Origin of the sequence: Salinispora tropica CNB-440, assembly GCF_000016425.1 — a bacterium.
GTDB lineage: Bacteria > Actinomycetota > Actinomycetes > Mycobacteriales > Micromonosporaceae > Micromonospora > Micromonospora tropica.
In genome coordinates this window covers 3,203,036-3,219,352 of the sequence record NC_009380.1, presented here as the reverse complement: position 1 = coordinate 3,219,352, position 16,317 = coordinate 3,203,036, and the positions used below count along the sequence as shown (strand labels likewise).

12 protein-coding genes are annotated in these 16,317 nt (G+C 71.6%); 3 read left to right on the top strand and 9 right to left on the bottom strand.

All coding sequences use genetic code 11. The annotated features are described in order from the left end of the window. Nucleotides 1–8 precede the first annotated feature (8 nt). The 3 genes from STROP_RS14125 to STROP_RS14115 are packed head-to-tail and all read right to left on the bottom strand — an operon-like array spanning nt 9 to nt 3,624. Nucleotides 9–1,076: an acyl-CoA dehydrogenase family protein gene (locus STROP_RS14125; RefSeq protein ID WP_012014036.1), complete on the bottom strand. Its 1,068-nt coding sequence runs from the start codon at nt 1,074–1,076 to the stop codon at nt 9–11. 24 nt (nt 1,077–1,100) lie between these two features. Then, the gene (locus tag STROP_RS14120; RefSeq protein WP_012014035.1) at nt 1,101–2,243 is read right to left on the bottom strand and encodes an acyl-CoA dehydrogenase family protein; all 1,143 of its coding nucleotides are present in this window, start codon (nt 2,241–2,243) and stop codon (nt 1,101–1,103) included. A gap of 4 nt (nt 2,244–2,247) precedes the next feature. After that, nucleotides 2,248–3,624, bottom strand: a complete 1,377-nt coding sequence (locus STROP_RS14115) for an LLM class flavin-dependent oxidoreductase (protein WP_012014034.1) — start codon at nt 3,622–3,624, stop codon at nt 2,248–2,250. Nucleotides 3,625–3,739: 115 nt separating this feature from the next. On the opposite strand from STROP_RS14115, the gene STROP_RS14110 reads away from it, so the two are divergent. Next, complete coding sequence (locus STROP_RS14110; protein ID WP_230582395.1) at nt 3,740–4,234, top strand: VOC family protein; 495 nt, start codon at nt 3,740–3,742, stop codon at nt 4,232–4,234. 48 nt (nt 4,235–4,282) lie between these two features. Then, the gene (locus STROP_RS14105; protein ID WP_012014032.1) at nt 4,283–5,773 is read left to right on the top strand and encodes an NAD(P)/FAD-dependent oxidoreductase; all 1,491 of its coding nucleotides are present in this window, start codon (nt 4,283–4,285) and stop codon (nt 5,771–5,773) included. A 31-nt stretch (nt 5,774–5,804) separates the two neighbouring features. On the opposite strand, the gene STROP_RS14100 is transcribed toward STROP_RS14105, so the two are convergent. Both STROP_RS14100 and STROP_RS14095 read right to left on the bottom strand, forming a co-directional pair. Beyond that, the gene (locus tag STROP_RS14100) at nt 5,805–6,812 is read right to left on the bottom strand and encodes an MBL fold metallo-hydrolase (protein ID WP_012014031.1); all 1,008 of its coding nucleotides are present in this window, start codon (nt 6,810–6,812) and stop codon (nt 5,805–5,807) included. Between the two features lie 61 nt (nt 6,813–6,873). Further along, complete coding sequence (locus tag STROP_RS14095; RefSeq protein ID WP_012014030.1) at nt 6,874–7,701, bottom strand: SAM-dependent methyltransferase; 828 nt, start codon at nt 7,699–7,701, stop codon at nt 6,874–6,876. Nucleotides 7,702–7,868: 167 nt separating this feature from the next. On the opposite strand from STROP_RS14095, the gene STROP_RS14090 reads away from it, so the two are divergent. Continuing rightward, nucleotides 7,869–8,870, top strand: a complete 1,002-nt coding sequence (locus STROP_RS14090; RefSeq protein ID WP_012014029.1) for an acyl-CoA dehydrogenase family protein — start codon at nt 7,869–7,871, stop codon at nt 8,868–8,870. A gap of 85 nt (nt 8,871–8,955) precedes the next feature. Here the strand turns inward: STROP_RS14090 and STROP_RS14085 are convergent, their stop codons facing one another. From STROP_RS14085 to STROP_RS14070, 4 genes are read right to left on the bottom strand one after another with little or no spacing between them, the layout of a single operon-like run. After that, nucleotides 8,956–12,909 (bottom strand): non-ribosomal peptide synthetase, encoded by a 3,954-nt coding sequence (locus tag STROP_RS14085; protein WP_012014028.1) that lies wholly within the window; start codon nt 12,907–12,909, stop codon nt 8,956–8,958. A 54-nt stretch (nt 12,910–12,963) separates the two neighbouring features. Beyond that, nucleotides 12,964–13,194 (bottom strand): acyl carrier protein, encoded by a 231-nt coding sequence (locus tag STROP_RS14080; RefSeq protein WP_012014027.1) that lies wholly within the window; start codon nt 13,192–13,194, stop codon nt 12,964–12,966. Between the two features lie 30 nt (nt 13,195–13,224). Continuing rightward, entirely contained in the window at nt 13,225–14,619 is a 1,395-nt protein-coding gene (locus STROP_RS14075) for an NAD(P)/FAD-dependent oxidoreductase (protein WP_012014026.1), read from the bottom strand. Further along, on the bottom strand, nt 14,616–16,214 hold the full coding sequence (locus STROP_RS14070; protein WP_012014025.1) for a (2,3-dihydroxybenzoyl)adenylate synthase: 1,599 nt from the start codon (nt 16,212–16,214) through the stop codon (nt 14,616–14,618). The genes STROP_RS14075 and STROP_RS14070 overlap by 4 nt, the downstream gene beginning before the upstream one ends. Nucleotides 16,215–16,317: the final 103 nt, after the last annotated feature.

Here is a 16,317-nt window from a genome sequence, read left to right as displayed (position 1 = left end):
TCGGTGGGTCAGGCGGGTGCGGCCAGCACCTGACTGGCGAGCGTGGCGAGGTGCGCGGCGGTGGGAAGGTCGAAGCAGTCCAGCCAGAGCGCGCGGCGGTACCACCAGTGCAGCGGATACTCCCAGGTGGCGCCGAGCCCTCCGGTGACCTGGAGGGCGGCCTCGCAGGCCCGCACCGCCGCCTCGCGGGCCGCGACCACGGCTTCGGCGTACGCCGGGCCCACCTCCGCCTCGTCGGCGTCACCGCGGTCGGCGGCACCGACCAACCAGGCAGCTCGCAGCGACAACGAGGTGGCCAGCTCGACCGCGACGTAGCTGTCGGCGAGTTGGTGCGCCACCGCCTGGTACGCACCGATCGGGCGACCGAACTGCACCCGCTGCTCGGCGTGGCGTCGGGCCAGGTCCAGGGCCCGCCGGGCCACCCCGACCGCCTCGCAGGCCAGCAGGGTGCCGCCGTGTCGGCGGGCGGCGGCCAGCACCTGGCGCCCGGTGTCCGCGGTCACCAACGGCTCGGCCGGTGTGTCGGCGAATCGCAGCCGAGCGGTGCGGCGCAGCCGGTCGAGGGTGGGCTGCGGTGTGACGGTCATGCCCTCGGCGGGCATCGTTACCGCGAACAGTGCGAGGCCGTCGGGGGTGTCCGCGGCGACCAGCACACCGGACACCTCGGCCACGTCGGTGACCAGACACCGGGTGCCGGCCAGTCGCCAACCGCCGCCGTGGGCGGGAGCCGCCCGGCACCCGCCGTCGGTCCCGGCCTCGTCCTGCCAGGCCAGAGTGAGCGGTCCGGGTGGCATGGCGGCGCCGGCCGCGCGGTACACGGGTTGGGCCAGCCCCACCGTGCTCCACCACGCGGTCGGGTGCAGGGCGTAGCCGTTTTCCTGGGCCAACAGCCCCTTCTCCACCATGCCCAACTCGGGGTCGCACCAGCCCTGCCGGCGCAGCTCCGGCCAGGCGTCGGGATCCCCGACGGCGGCGTCGGCGAGCGCCGCGATCCGGTCCGGTGGGTACCGGTCCGCGAGGTAGCGCGCGGCAGCAATCTGCAGGTCACGCTGCTCGTCGGTGAGGGCGAAGTCCATCCGAGAGTCCTTTCCGCCGCAGGGTCACCGGGTTCGGGGAAGGCCGAGGACACGCTCGGCGATGATGCCGCGCAGGATTTCCGACGTGCCGCCCTCGATGGAGTTGGCCCGACTGCGCAGCCGCAGGTGCTGCCAGTGGCCGGCGGCGGGGCTGTCCGGGCTGTCCAGGATGCCGGCCGGGCCCAGCAGCCGCAGCGCGAACGCCGCCAGCCGCTGGTTGGTCACCGACCAGTGCAGTTTGAGAATCGAACTCTCCGGCCCGGGCCTCCCGGTGCGGTTCAGCATGCTCATCGCCCGGTAGCCGGTCCAGCGCAGTCCCTGAAGGTGCACGTGCAGGTCGGCGATCTCGGCACGGACCGCCGGATCGTCGGTGAGCCCGAGTTCGCGTACGGTCCGCACCAGCCGGCCGAACTCGACGCTGAGTCGGGCGGTCAGCGTGATGCCGAACGTGCCCCGTTCGTGTGCGAGTGTGGTCATCGCGATTCGCCAGCCCCCGCCGACCGGGCCGAGGACGCAGTCGGCCGGCACGAACGCGTCGGTGAGTACGATCTGGTTGAAGTCGCTGTCGCCGGTGTTCTGCCGCAGCGGTAGTACCTGGACGCCGGGCGAGCGCATGTCGACCAGCAGGCAGGTCAGCCCCTGGTGCCGTTCGGAGCCCGGTTGGGTACGGGCCAGCAGCAGACACCAGTCGGCCTGGTGGGCGTACGACGACCAGACCTTCTCGCCGGTGACCTGCCAGCCGCCGGCGGTGGCCACCGCCCGGGTGCGAACGGCGGCGAGGTCGGAGCCGGCGTCGGGCTCGGAGAATCCTTGGCAGAAGACCATCTCGCCGGAGAGGATGGGTTCCAGGAAACGGATCTGCTGCTGCGGCGTGCCGTGCTCGACGATGGTCGGTCCGACCATCCCGAGGCCGATGACGTTGCTGTGGTCCGGCGCCTCGGCGAGGGCACTCTCCTCGGCGTAGATGCCCTGGTAGGTGGGGGACAGGCCGCGTCCGCCGTAACGCGTGGGCCAGGTCAGTCCGGTGTAGCCGGCGGTGTGCAGCGCCTTCGTCCAGCCCTGCGGCGCTTCGGAGCCGTCCACGGCGAATCGGGGCACCTGGACGGCGAGCCAGGCCCGTAGCTCGGTGCGGAAGGCGGCCTGCTCTTCGGTGTCACGCAGGTCCATCTGCTCAGCCTTCCCGGATGGCCCCGGCACGGGCCGGGTCGGAGTAGGTGCGGTTACCGGGGCCGAAGTACCGTTCCCGCAGGGTGCTCTCCAGCGGGTCGTAGGCGGTGCGGAACAGGCCCCGTCGTTGCAGCTCGGGGATCAGCAGGTCGCAGATGTCGTCCACCCCGCCCGACGGGGGGCACGGGATGAGGTTGAACCCGTCCACGTCGGCGACCTCGAGCCACTGTTCCATCCGGTCGGCGACCTGCTCAGGAGTGCCGAACAGGGTCACCGGGGCATCGACCCGGGGCCGACGGGGTCGGGAGACGAGGTACTTCACGTCGCCCACCGTCCAGGTGCGGTCCGGGGTCAGCCTGCGAAGGAAGCCGAGGAAAGAATGGCTGGCCTGGCTGCGGATCTCGTCGACCGGGGTGTCGTCGGGGAAGGCGGAGAGGTCGATGTCCATCCAGCCGCACCACTTGGCCAGCTGCCCCTCGCTGCTCCAGAGCGTGTTGTACGCCTCGGCCCGAGCCTTCGCCTCCGCGCGATCCCGGCCGACCATCACCATGGTTCCCTGCAACGCCTTCACCGCGCGTGGGTCCCGGCCGTGCCGGGCGGCGGTGGCGCGCAGGTCGGCCACCGGCTCGGCGCCCGTGGTGGGATCGGCCAGGGTCAGGAAGACCACCTCGGCGTGCCGGGCGGCGAACTCGATCCCTCGCGGCGACGAGCCGGCCTGGTAGAGCACCGGGGTGCGTTGGGGTGACGGTTCGCACTGGTGCGGACCACGTACCGAGAACCACCGGCCGTGATGGTCGATCTCGTGGACCCGGGTCGGGTCGGTGAAGGTGTCGCGCCCGGCGTCCCGCACCACCGCATCGGCATCCCAGCTTTCCTCCCAGAGGGCCCGGGTCACCCGCACGTACTCGTCGGCGCGGTCGTAGCGCTCGTCGTGGTCCAGGTAGTCGCCGAGGCCGTTGGCGGTGGCCGAGCGCAGGTAGGAGGTGACGATGTTCCAACCGACCCGGCCGCCGGTCAGGTGGTCCAGCGAGGAAAAGAGCCGGGCGCACTCGAACGGGGGGTGGTAGGTGGTGGAGTAGGTAACTGCGAAGCCGAGGTGCCGCGTGGTGGCTGCGAGCGCGGGCAGGAGCAGAGCCGGGTCGATCGAGGGAATCTGCACCGCGTGCCGTACCGCCGGGGCCCAGGACCCTCGGTACACGTCGTAGACGCCGTGGATGTCCGCGAAGAAGAGCGCGTCGACGCAGGCCGCTTCCAGCTGCCGGGCCCGCGCTGTCCAGTACTCCAGCGAACGGTATCCGGTCGCCGTCCGGTCGCCCGGGACCCTCCACATGCCCTTGAACTGGGGTGCCGGAGAGCACTGGGTGAACACGTTCAGATGCATGCCCGGTTCCTCACATCCGTTCCGGCCGGTACCGGCGGCCACGCTGCCAGGTGAGGACACGCTACCGTTCCTAATGACAACACGCTACACCCAAGATACGACTCAAGCGCCTATGATGCGTCCTGTGCCCAAACTCAACGGCAGCACCCACGTCAACCTGACCGTGCGCGACCTGGACCGCAGCACCGAGTGGTACTGCCGGGTCATGGACTTCACCGTCGTTCGCGACGCCACGCCAGCCGAGTCCGGGTTCACCTTCCGGACGCTGGTGCACCGGCAGTCGCTGGCCGCCATCGTCCTCGGACAGGCCGCCGAGGTTGATCCGGATCCCTTCGACGAGCGACGGGTTGGCCTGCATCATCTCGGCTACCACGTGCCCGAGCGCGTCGATCTCGACCGTTGGGCGGAGCACCTCGATGCCGTCGGAGCCGCCCACTCGGGTGTCCGCGAGCTGTTCCTGGAGGCCGGCTACGGCATCTGGCTGCGCGATCCGGACAACATCTGGCTGGAGTTCTACTGGCTGAACGCGGACTACTTCATGGACCGTCTGCGTCAGCGGCGTCGGGCCGAGCGGGCCGCCGCCGGTCGGGCGAAACCGGTTCGCGGATAGTGTTGACTGTAGGGTTTCGATAGACACGACATACCGTACTGGTGATGGATGCGGTCCGCCGCCGCCGACCGTGGCGCGGTCCACCGACCGCCGTGCCGTGCGGACGCCGGCCCCGACGACCTGGAGACTGACGTGGAAGAGATCCAGAACAGCGTCTACTGGCACGACACCGAGCCGGTCGAGGTGGGTGAGCCTCTCGACGGCGACGCGAGCTGTGACATCTGCATCGTCGGCGGAGGCTACACCGGCCTCTGGGCTGCGCACTTCCTCGCCGAGGCCGAACCCTCAGCACGTATCCGGGTGCTGGAGAGCCACACGGTGGGCAGCGGCGCGTCCACCGCCAACGGCGGCTTCGTCGGGCTCACCGCCGGCAAGGTGCTGCGGCGGCTGCTGTGGTACTACGGCCGCGAAAAGGCCGCCGGGGTCTACCGCACCGGTGCCCGTTCGATTATCGACATCGGCCGGTTCTGCCGGCGGTACGACATCGACGCCGACTTCGCGATGAACGGCATGCTCCAGGTGGTGACCGACCGCAAGCAGTTGGCCCGGCTCGAACTCCAGGTCAAGCGCAGCGAACGCACGGGCCTGCGCGGCTCGTTCAAGCTGATGGGCCGTGACGAGGCGCAGGAGCGGATCGGCTCCCCACAGGTGCTCGGCGCGCTGCGCACCACCGGTGCCCTGGTCAACCCGCACCGTCTGGTGCAGGGACTGGCGCGGGTGGTGCGGGGCCAGGGCGTCGATATCCACGAGCACACCCCGGCCGTCGACGTACGCCGGGTGGGCAACGGATACCGGGTCAGCACCCCGACCGGAACGGTCACCGCGAACGAGGTGGTGCTGGCCACCAATGCCTGGCAGCACAGCTTCGGCCAGACGCACACCAAGGTGATGCCGGTGTGGAACTACCTGATGGTGACCGAGCCGCTGACCGATGCTCAGCTGGATCGGGTGAACTGGCCGGGTCGGGAGGGCGTCAGCAACTCGCTGTCCTTCGCCCACGCGGCCCGGCTGACCTCCGACAACCGCGTGGTCTGGTCCGGTGGGCGGTGGTACTACTTCGACGGCCGGGACACCGGGCGGGGACACATTCGCAATGCTGCCGCCTTCCGTGACCTGCGGGAGTCCTTCGCCCGGTTCTTTCCGGCCTGGGATGACGTTCGGTTCAGCCACGCCTTCGGCGGGCCGATCGGTTGGAGCCGTACCTTCATCCCCCAGTTCGGCCGCCTGGCCGACGGTGTGGTCTACGGGCACGGATACACCGGCAACGGGCTCGCCCCGAGCCACACCGGCGGTAAGATCCTGCGCGACCTGGTGCTGCGTCGCGAGACCGAGTACACCGAGCTGGCCTTCGTCACGGTCAACCAGCCGACGTTCGCCAAGGGGGCGATCGGCGACACGGGTGCGCACCTGTTCGTCTGGCGTCAGGAGACCGGTGACCGGCTGCCGCTGATGCTGCCGCACCAGGCGGCGCTGGCGCCGCGCGCGTTCTTCGCGGGCCGGGCGGCGCGCAAGGCCCGGGCGGCGGACACCGGTCGCTGACAGGTAGGGCCACCAACTGGGCGTGGGTGGGTCACTGCGGTGTGGCTGCGGCGGCCAGTACCCGACTCTCGCCGATCGCGAGGTCCCACAACGTGGCGGTGGGGCGGCCTGCCTCGGCCCAGGCCTCGCGGGCCCGCTCGACCGGGGCCAACACCGGCTCGGCGGACAGCGCGAAGGTGCCCCAGTGGATGGTCACCATCCACTCTGCGCCCAGGTCGCCGCAGGCCCGCACCGCTTCGGCCGGGTCCATGTGTAAGGGTTTCATGAACCATCGGGGACGAAACGCACCGACCGGCAGCAGCGCGATGTCGATGCCCGGGAACCGTGTCCCGATCTCGGCGAACGCCGACCCGTAGGCGGAGTCCCCGGCGAAGAACACCCGGCGGGTGGCCTCGCCGGACGCGGTCATCAGCCAGCCGCCCCACAGACTCTGACAGGTGTCGAAGATTCCCCGTCGGCTCCAGTGGTGCGCCGGGGTGAAGTCGAAACGTAGGCCGCCCACGGTCGCCGACTCCCACCAGTCCAGCTCGGTCACGGCACGGAACCGCCGGGCCTGGAACCACCAGCCGAGCCCGGCCGGCACGAGTACCGGTGTGTCCCGAGGCAGTCGGCGGATGGTCGGCTCGTCCAGATGGTCGAAGTGGTTGTGGCTGATCACTACCGCGTCGATGCGCGGCAGGGCGGCCCACGGTAGCCCGGGCGGGGTGAACCGGCGGGGAGTGCCGGGGATCCGGTCCGACCACACCGGGTCGGTGAGTACCGTCCGGCCGCCGAACTGCACCAGGCAGGTGGCGTGGCCGATCCAGGTAACCGCGGTCTCCGTCGACGCCACCGCCGGTACGTCGGCGTCGTCGCGTACCGGCACCCGCGCGGTCCCGCCGACGGGCCGGTTGCCCCGCTCACGCATCAGCCGCAGCACCGCGGCGGGCCCGGGAACCGGGTGGGTGAGCCGGTCGGCGAAGGTCCGGGGCCAGGTTCGCCCGGCCGGCGCCCCGGACAGCCGGGCGACGGCGCGATGAATGGCGCGGGGTCGGTACACGCTTCCTCCTCGAGTCGGAGCAGGCCGGCGACCCGTCCCGCACGACGAGTCGCCGGGACGGCTAGCCGGGCCGGCGCGCGGTGAGTACCAGATAGCCCAGGCATCCCTCGGCGACCGCCTGCAGGTCCAGTACCGCGTTGCTGACCTGGCGCAGGACCCGCGGCCCGTACGTTCCGGCCAGCCGCTCGCGTTCGCGCTTCACGGCATCCCGGGTGACCTGGAACGACCGGCGGATGTACGGGGTGGCGTCGAGCGTCTCCTCGAGGGTGAAACCAGCGGCACGCACCTGGTTGAGGTACTCGGCGGTGGCCGGTGGGGTGGACATCGGCATCGCCGACCAGATGCGTGCGTGCTCGGCTGACATCGGCCGGGTGAGGGTCAGCTCGGCCAGCACCAGCCGGCCTCCCGGTCTGACGACCCGATGGGCAGCGGCGAGGGCGGCGGCCTTGTCGGGCACGTGCACCAGCACCTCCAGCGCCAGCGCCGCGTCGAAGTAGGCGTCGGGGAAGGGCAGGGCGGTGGCGTCCGCCCGGGCGAACCGTGTCCGCTCGTGAATCCCCTCCTTGGCTGCCAGCTCCGTCGCGCGCGTGACTTGAGCCCCGCTCACCGTGACCCCGGTGACGGTGGCGCCGGTAACCTGGGCGATCCGGCGTGCCGGGCCGCCGGTGCCGCAGCCGATGTCGAGAACGCGGTGACCGGCGTGCACCGCCAGCCGGCGGGCGAGTTCGTCGTTGAGCCGTTCCTGCGCCTGCGGCATCGGGGTCTCGTCGTGCTCGTCGGGCCAGAACCCGTAGTGCAGGTTGTCGCCGTAGACGGCCTCCAGGAAGGTGCCCATCAGGTCGTAGAACGTGCCGACCGCCTGTGCTCTCGCCGCCGGGTCCTCGCTCACCGTTCGGGCTCCTCGCTGCCGTCGTCTGTCTACCCACAGCCTAACGGCAACACAACAAACACAACACCGTTCAGTGATGGCGTATCTAGGTTGTCGGTGAGCTGTTCGTTAGGGTGTCAGTCAAACCCCACACCGACCTCCACGACAGAACGGACGGTGTACCGACCATGAGCAACTCTGCCAAGGTGCTGGATCGAGCGGATCGTATCGCCGAGGAGGTGCTGTTTCCGGCGGCGGAGACGGTCGACGCCTCCGACACGGTCCCGACCGCCCACCTCGACCTGCTCGCCGAGGAGGGCTTCTATGGGCTTGCCGGACCGCCCGCCTTCAGCGACATGTCCGCTGAGGACACCACCACTGCCGCCCGGGCCCTCGAACTCGTCGCCAGTGGCTGCCTCACCACCGCCTTCGTCTGGGCCCAGCACCACAGCGCGGTGATGGCGGCGAACCGAAGCCAACGGCCCGGTATCACGCAGGAGTGGCTGGAGCCGCTGTGCCGGGGCGTGCGCCGGGCCGGCCTGGCCATCGCCGCTACCCGGCCCGGCCCGGCAGCGGTCCGCGCCGAGCCGGTCGACGGGGGGTACGTGCTGCACGGCGTCGCTCCCTGGGTGACCGGCTGGGGCCTGGTCGACGTCCTGCTAACCGCTGCCCGGGACGCGTCGGACACGCTGGTCTGGACCCTGATCGACGCCGTCGAAAGCGACACCCTGACGGCTACCCCGATCGACATGGTGGCGGTGGCCGCGAGCCGGACGGTGCAGGTCACCTTCACCGGGCACTTCGTCCCCGAAGAGCGGGTCACCGGTACCGTGCCGCACGAGGTCTACCTACAGAACGACGCGGCGACGCTGCGCTTCAACGGATCGCTTCCGCTGGGCGTGGCGACCCGCTGCGCCCGGCTGATAGGTACCAGCCCGCTTGACGCGGCCGTCGATGCGTGTCGGGCGACCCTCGACAACGCCGGGCCCGAGCAACTGCCCTCGGCCCGGGCTGCGGCGTCGGCGCTCGCGCTGCGGGCTGCCGGACTCTGCGCCACCACCACGGGTAGCACGGCCGTGCTGTGGAACCAGCCCGCCGAGCGGCTCATGCGGGAGGCGCTGTTCCTGCTGGTCTTCGGCAGCCGGCCCGCCATCCGAGCGGACCTGCTCGACCGGCTGCACGCGTCCTGACCCGGCACCATCGCGCCCGCGGCGTGTCCGGACCGCGGCGTGTCCGGACCGCCGCACGACGGGTCGCGGCCGGAGCGGCTGTCGGTCAGTGGCCGGCCAGCGCCCCGGCGACGGCGGCGGCGACCGCCCCCACCCCGGCGGGATCGGTCACCGCGAAGTGGTCTCCCGGAACGCCGTGACGGCTGGCCCACCGGCGCTCGGGCAGGCGGTCCCGCAGAGGCACCAGATAGCCGCCGGCAGCGCCGCCCAACACATCGTCGGCTTCCAGTAGGTGCAGGGTGAGCCCCGGGACGTCCGGCACGTCGTAGCGCACCAGGGCCCGGGTGTGCGCGGCGAAGACGCCAAACAGCCGTACGGCCGTGTCGAGGTCGAGCGAGGCCAGCTCCGCCCGCGGGGCCACCGTCGTGCGCCAGACCTGGCGCAGTGCCTCCTCGGCGCTCACCCGCGGATCCACCGACACGTCCCGGGTGACCTCCCCATGGGTGACGTCGGTGAGAAACGCCCGGACCAACTCGGCGGCCGTGGGTTCGCCGGCCGCGGCCGGCCCCACCCACGGATCAATGAGGACTGCCACGCAGTCCCGACCGTCCTCGGTGAGCAGCCGTCCCATCTCGTACGCGAGTACGGCTCCGAGGGACCAGCCGACCAACCGCACGGGGCCCTCTGCCGACAGCACCGGCAGCAGGTCCGCGAGGTGCTGCCGGGCCAGCTCGGTCAGGGTCGGCGGTGCCAGGGAGCCGCTGACCAGCGCCGGTGCGGCGACACCGAGCAGGGACCAGTCGGCGCGCAACAGATCCACCAACCCCCGGTAGCAGAGCAGGTCACCGCCGACCGGATGAATCAGCACCACCGGCGGACCGTCGCCCGGCGCGAGTTCCTGGACGACGTTCGAAGCCGGGCGTCCGGCGTCGAGCAGCCGGCCGAGCTCGGCCACCGTGCTGTGCTGGTACAGGGCGGCCAGCGGCAGCCGGGCGCCGAACTCCCGTTCCACCCGGTTCATCAGCTGCGCGGCCTGCAAGGAACTACCACCCAGGGCGAAGAATCCATCGTCCACGCCGATGCTGGGCTGGTCGAGCAGGCTGGACCAGAGGGCGACCAGCTGGTGCTCGGTGGGCGTGCGGGCGGCCTGGAACTCTCCGGCGGCCGGGGTGAGATCCGCGGCGGCGGCGGTCAGCGCGGCCCGGTTGACCTTGCCGTTGGTGGTCAGCGGAAACGTCTCGCGGATCTCGATGGCCGGCGGAACCAGGTAGCCGGGCAGCGTCGCCCCGAGCCCGTCGCGCAGCGTGTCGGCAAAGCCGGGGACGGCCTCGGGGCAGACGACGAAGGCCACCAGCGACGCGCCGCGTTCGTCCCGGCGGGCGACCACCACCGCGTCGTCGACGCCGGGCTGGTCGACCAGGGCGGCCTCGATCTCACCCAGTTCCACCCGGAAGCCATTGATCTTTACCTGCGGGTCGTCTCGGCCGAGGAACTCGATCACCCCGTCCGGCCAGTACCGACCGAGGTCGCCAGTGCGGTAGAGCCGATCGCCGGTAACCGGATGGTCGACGAACGACGCGGCAGTCAACTCCGGGGCGTCCAGATAGCCGTCGGCCAAGCCCCGACCGGCGATGTACAGCTCGCCGGGCACCCAGTCGGGGCGGTCGGCCAGCCGCCGATCCAGAACGTGGAAGCACTGGTTCCGCATTGGCCAGCCGTACGGCACACTGGCCCAGTCCCTCGGCGGCCGGGTCGGCACGTCGTACCAGTTGGACCAGATCGACGCCTCGGTGGCACCGCCCAACGCGACGCATCGCGCGGCGGGGGCGATCTCGGCGAGATCCCGGCCCAACGGTAGCGGCACCCAGTCCCCGCTGACCATCGCCAACCGCAGGTCTGAAGGCCGTGCGCGGCCCGGCACCGACCGGACGAAGTCGACGAACATCGCCAGATAGGCGGGTACGGAGTTCCACACGGTCACCTGCGCCCGGCCAACCAATTCGTGGAGGTGGACGACCTCCCGGGCCTGGTCGGCGTCCGGCACGACCACCGCCCCGCCGACGGCGAGTAGACCGAACACGTCGTAGACCGACAGGTCGAAGGTGAACTCGGAGACCGCCAGGACCCGGTCGGCGGCGGTGACACCAAATCGGTCGTTGACGTCCAGGATGGTGTTGACGGCGCTCTGGTGCCGGATCATCACGCCCTTGGGTCGGCCGGTGGTGCCGGAGGTGAAGATGACGTACGCCAACGCCTCCGAGTCGTCCGCCGCCTCGGCGTCCGTTAGATCGCCGGCCGGCAGTTCGTCCAGGCGCAGCCGCGTGGCGTCGTCGGGAGCGCCGGCCAGGCCGTCGTCGGTGGCCGACAGCACCGCGCGGACCGTCGCCCCCGTCAGGACCTGTGCGCGTCTGGGCGGCGGCCAACCAGGAGAGACCGGCACGTACGCCGCGCCGGCCATCAGCACGCCGAGCTGGGCGGCGATCTGGTCGACGCCTCGCTCCGCGACCACCGCCACCAGGTCACCCCGGCCGTGCCCGGCAGCGCGCAGCGCGGCCGCGACGGCGCCGGCGTGGGCCCGCAGCTGACCGTACGTGGTGTGACCGCTTCCGGTGACGACGGCGGTGGCATCCGGCTCACGCCGCGCCTGGGCCAGGAACATCCCGTGCAGGGTGTGCGGGGCGACCTCGGCGGCGGTGTCGTTGACCCGAGCCCGCACGGCGAGCTGTCCGTCCGGGGTCAGCCCGGCACCACGGGTCTCGCCCCACGCAGAGTCATCGGTGGCCAACGCGACCAGCAGTCGTCGGTACGCGGCGAACATGTCGTCGACCAGCCCCGGTGGGTAGAGACCGTCGGCGGTGTCCCAGCTGAACACCAGCTCGCCGGCCCGCATGTAGACCTGGTGGTCGAAGGCGACCTGCGGGGTCCGTACCAGGGACTCCAGCCGCCGCCAGCCGAGCAGCTCCAGAAAGACCGGGTCGGTGTCCGAGCCGATGCCGAGCATGCTGGTGAACACCACCGGCATCCGCGCGCCGTTGACCGTGCCGGAGCGCCGGTTCAGCTCGCGGATCACCGCCACTCCGCCGAACGCGCCGTGGGCGAAGTCCCGCGCCATCCGGCCGCGCAGCGTCGTCGCGTCCGCCGTGAAGTCCGCCTGGTCGGAGGCGGGAGAGCACTCCAGCAACAGAGTGCTGGCGAAGCTGCCGATCAGGTGGGACACATCCCGGTGCAGCTCCTGCCGCTCGCCGTACATCACGTTGACGGTGAAGCGCTCGTGTCGGCTCCAGTGCCGTAGCACCCGGGCGAAGGCGGCGGCCACCGCCATCGTCGGGGTCAGCCGGCGTCGCCGTAGCGCCGTGTTGAACGCCGCGGTCCGCTCGGTCGTCAGGGCGAAGGTGCGCCGCACCAGCGGGCCCTCGTGCCGCCCGCCGCGGCGCAGCGGCAGCTCGGGAGCGTCGGGCAGGTCGTCGATCCGGTCCAGCCAGTAACTCCGGGCCCGCGCGTACTCCGGGCTGTCGTGGCGCTCCTGGAGCTGCCGGCGGTACTCGGCGTAGGTGAACTCCAGCGGCGGCAGCGTACCGCCGGCCAGCAGGGTCCGCAGCTCCTGGGCGAAGACCTCGCCGGACTGGCCGTCGAAGACCATCAACCGGCCGGCCATCTGCACCCGGAACTCGCCGTCGAGCTCCCACACCACCAGAGTGAAGGCGGCCGGGCCGGACAGTGGCGGGCCGGCGGACCACAGCTGGTGCCGGCTCTCGGCCAGCAGCTGCGCGCACCGCTGCGGCGCCTCGCCGTGCAGCGAGCGCACCGTCACCGGCGACGGTGGGTCGTCCAGGATCCGTACCCGGCCGGCGTCGTCCACCGCGCATCGCAGCATCGGGTGCCGGCGGACCAGGGTCCGTACCGCCGCCGTGAACGTGTCAGTGTCGAACGGCGGGCAGGCGTACTCCTCGTAGAACAGCGCCGGGCCACCGAGCTGGAAGTCACCCAGCTCGCCGATGAGGTACGCCTGTTGCAGATCGCTGAGGCCGAAGCTGTCGCGGACGGCGGTGAGCTGGTCCATCGTGCTCCTCGGACGGACGGGTGTGGGGTCACCGGGCGGGGGCGCCGCGCGGCCTCAGCCGACGGCGAGCTGGTCCCGCACCGCGGCGAGCAACTCCGCGGGCGTGGGGCGGTCGAAGACCTCGAACAGCGGCAGCGAGACGCCGAACTCCTCCGCGACGTGGTGCACGAGGGCAGCGGCGGCCATCGAGTCGCCGTCGAGGTCGATGAAGAAGTCAGAGTCGTCGGTGACCGCCTGCTGGAAGATGTACTCCCAGACCTTGCGCATCCGCTGCCGGTCGTCCACGCCAGCCTCCTGTTCGCTGTCGGGGTGGGATCACACGATGGCGCGTAGGGCCAGTCGGGCCAGCGGAGCGGCCCGGTCGGTGCGATGCTCGTAACGGTCAGCTCCGGTCGCCGCGGCGCTGACGCCCCGCACCCCGAGGTACCGCAGCGGTTCCGGTTCCCACCGGCGTGAGGTGTTGTCCACCCAGCACAGCCGGGTCTCCGGTCGGTTGATTCCGGCGACCAGCGCGGCGAGGGAGCGGGCGGCGAGGTTACTCAGGGCGATGCCCTCGCCACCGTAACCGCCGGCGTGGCCCAGCCCGGTGCCCCGGTCGAAGACCACCTCCGGCTCCGTGTGCCGGTGCAGGCCGTAGACGCCGCTCCAGTGGTGCGACACCGGTACGTCGGCTATCTCCGGGAGCAGCTCGGCCAGGGTACGGCGGAGCCGGTCGTGGGCCTTCCGGCGGCCCGCGTCACCGCGGGTGATGCCGGACCCGAACCGGTAGTAGGCTCCCCGGCCGCCGAGCACCAGCCGGTCGTCCTGGGTGCGTTGTAGATAGCCGAACTGGTAGCGGGCCTCCGCGACGGTCCGGTAGTCGGTCCAGCCCAGCTGCTGCCAGGTCGCGGCGTCCAGCGGTTCGGTCGCCAGCACGTACGAGTGCAGCGGCAGGACCCGGCGCTCGTGTCCGGCCAGCCGCCCGGTGTAGCCCTCGGTGGCGCAGAGCACCGACCGGGCCCGGATGGTGCCGGAGTCGGTCGTGACCTGGCCAGGTCGGATCGCCAGGGCCCGGGTGTGTTCGGCAACCCGTACCCCCCGGCGCTCGACCGCCGCGAGCAGCCCGCGTGCGATCCGGGCCGGCTGCACGGTGACGCAGTGCGGGGTGAAGGCGGTCGCCCGGACGCCGGCCAGCCCCGTCCGCTCGGTAGCCTCCGGTCCCTCCGTCAGGACTAGTCCGCCGATGCCCAGCTTCTGCCGCATCTCGTGCCAGCCCCGCAGCCGGTCGACCTGCGGGGCACTACGGGCCACGTACAGCGAGCCGTCGTGCCGCCAGTGCGCGTCGATCCCCTCGTCGGTGAGCACCCGGTGGATCTCGTCGAGGGAGCGCTGGCCGGCCCGGTACAGCCGCACCGCGGCCATCGGTCCGTGTCGACGGACCAGACTCGTCAGCAGCGCCGGCATCTCCGCGGTGCACCAGCCACCGTTGCGGCCGGAGGCGCCGAAGCCGGCCCGACCGGCGTCGATCACGACCACGGACAGCTCGGGGCGGAAGGTGGTCAGGTAGTACGCGGTCCACAGACCGGTGTAGCCGGCGCCGACGACGGCGACGTCGGCGGTGGTGTCACCGTCCAGTGGTGGGCGGGGAAGGCGCTGCTCGACGGGGAGCCGGTCGAGCCAGAGCACCTGCTGTTCGTCGGTGGCCGGTGTGGTCAGTGGCGGGCGGGTCATGCCGTACCGGCGTGGTCGCGGGCTAACGCCCGACGGTCGATCTTGCCTACCGGCGTGTACGGCAAGGCCGCCGTCAGGTGCAACCGGTCCGGCAGTTTGAACTCGGCCAGTCCTCTGTCGCTCAGGAAGGCGCGTACCTCGGCCAGGCTGGGCGGGTCGTCCTGGGCGACGACCACGGCGCACGTCTTCTCACCCAGGCGGGAGTCCGGCACCGGTACGACGGCCGCCGACCGGACCGCCGGATGGGCCAGCAGGTGCGCCTCGACCTCGTCGACGGAGACTTTCTCCCCGCCGCGGTTGATCACGTCCTTGATTCGGCCGACCACCACCAGCCGTCCCTCGGCGTCGCGGCGGACCAGGTCGCCGGTGCGGAGGAAGCCGTCGGGGGTGAACACCGTTCGGTTGTGTTCGGGCACCGCGTAGTAGCCGCGCAGCGTGCACGGGCCGCGGGCCAGGAGCTCGCCGACTTCGCCGGCAGCGACGTCCTGGTCGGTGTCGTCGACGACCCGCAGCTCGTCGGCGGGGCTGAGCGGGGTGCCCTGAGTGGTCGCGGTGACCTCGTCGTCGTCGTCCGGGCGGGTGAAGGAGAGGACACCCTCGGCCATGCCGAACCAGTGGGTCAGGGTCGCGCCGGTGGTGGGGCGGACCTGACGGGCCACGTCGGGACTGAGCGTGGCGCCGCCGACCTCGATGACCAGCTGGGACAGGTCGACGCCGAAGATCCCGGCGGTTTCCATCCAGACCGGCAGCAGCGCCGGCATCAGCGTGGTCAGGGTGACCGACTCGGTTGAGACGAGTGGGAAAACCTCGTCCGGGGCCGGGCTGGCGGCGAGTACGGCGCGCCCACCCGCGCGCAGCGCTCCCAGCACCCCGGGGCAGCCCAGCGCCGCGTTGTGCGCCACCGGCAGGGCAGCCAGGTAGGCGCCGTTCTCGTCGAACCTCATCGCTTCGGCAGTGGCCCGTAGCTGGAAGGTGTAGTCGTCGTGGGTCCGCGGGATCAACTTGGGCAGGCCGGTGGTGCCGCCGGAGAGCAGGAAGAACGCCACCGCGGACGGGTCGGGGGTGGGCAGGTCCAGCGGGCTGGCGTCAATGCCGGCCAGCGGGGTCAGCTCCTGCGCCTCGCCGGCGACGAGGAGGTGTGCGACGCTCGGCACCGCCGCCCGCACGGCGCGGGCCAACGTGCGGTGGTCGGTGCCCGCCAGCAGGTCCGGCACCACCAGGGCGACGGCACCGGAGTACTCGGCGAGGTAGACCAGCTCGGAGCGGCGGTGGGCGGGCAGCGCGAGCACCGGCAGGGCACCGATCCGAAAAAGCGCCACACACGTCACGACGAAGTCCGGCGTGTTCGGCAGCTGGACGACGACCCGGTCGTCGGCCCGGATACCCAGTCCGACCAGTCCGGCCGCCAGCCGGTCGGCGCGCCGGTCGAGTTCGGCGTAGCTGTGCCGACCGTGGCGGGTGACCACGGCGATCCGGTCAGGGTCGTCGGCCGCCTCGGGGCGGAGCAGGTCTCCCAGTACCTCGCCGCGCCAGATGCCGTCGCGCCGGTAGCGCTGCGCGAACTCATCGGGCCAGGGGACGCATCCGGTCAGCATGGGTCAGCCTCCAGAGTGCCAGGCGGGGGGAGCGTCCGCCGGGGCGGACCTGGCCGACGCTATGCGACGTGTCTCTGTCCGCACAAGTGTTTGTTGCTTCTAG

What these genes read in the sequence shown, in the direction of transcription:
- STROP_RS14125 (WP_012014036.1), bottom strand. Translation starts at nt 1,076, where the DNA reads ATGGACTTCGCCCTCACCGACGAGCAGCGTGACCTGCAGATTGCTGCC.
- STROP_RS14120 (WP_012014035.1), bottom strand. Translation starts at nt 2,243, where the DNA reads ATGGACCTGCGTGACACCGAAGAGCAGGCCGCCTTCCGCACCGAGCTA.
- STROP_RS14115 (WP_012014034.1), bottom strand. Translation starts at nt 3,624, where the DNA reads ATGCATCTGAACGTGTTCACCCAGTGCTCTCCGGCACCCCAGTTCAAG.
- STROP_RS14110 (WP_230582395.1), top strand. Translation starts at nt 3,740, where the DNA reads ATGCGTCCTGTGCCCAAACTCAACGGCAGCACCCACGTCAACCTGACC.
- STROP_RS14105 (WP_012014032.1), top strand. Translation starts at nt 4,283, where the DNA reads ATGCGGTCCGCCGCCGCCGACCGTGGCGCGGTCCACCGACCGCCGTGC.
- STROP_RS14090 (WP_012014029.1), top strand. Translation starts at nt 7,869, where the DNA reads ATGAGCAACTCTGCCAAGGTGCTGGATCGAGCGGATCGTATCGCCGAG.
- STROP_RS14085 (WP_012014028.1), bottom strand. Translation starts at nt 12,909, where the DNA reads ATGGACCAGCTCACCGCCGTCCGCGACAGCTTCGGCCTCAGCGATCTG.
- STROP_RS14075 (WP_012014026.1), bottom strand. Translation starts at nt 14,619, where the DNA reads ATGACCCGCCCGCCACTGACCACACCGGCCACCGACGAACAGCAGGTG.
- STROP_RS14070 (WP_012014025.1), bottom strand. Translation starts at nt 16,214, where the DNA reads ATGCTGACCGGATGCGTCCCCTGGCCCGATGAGTTCGCGCAGCGCTAC.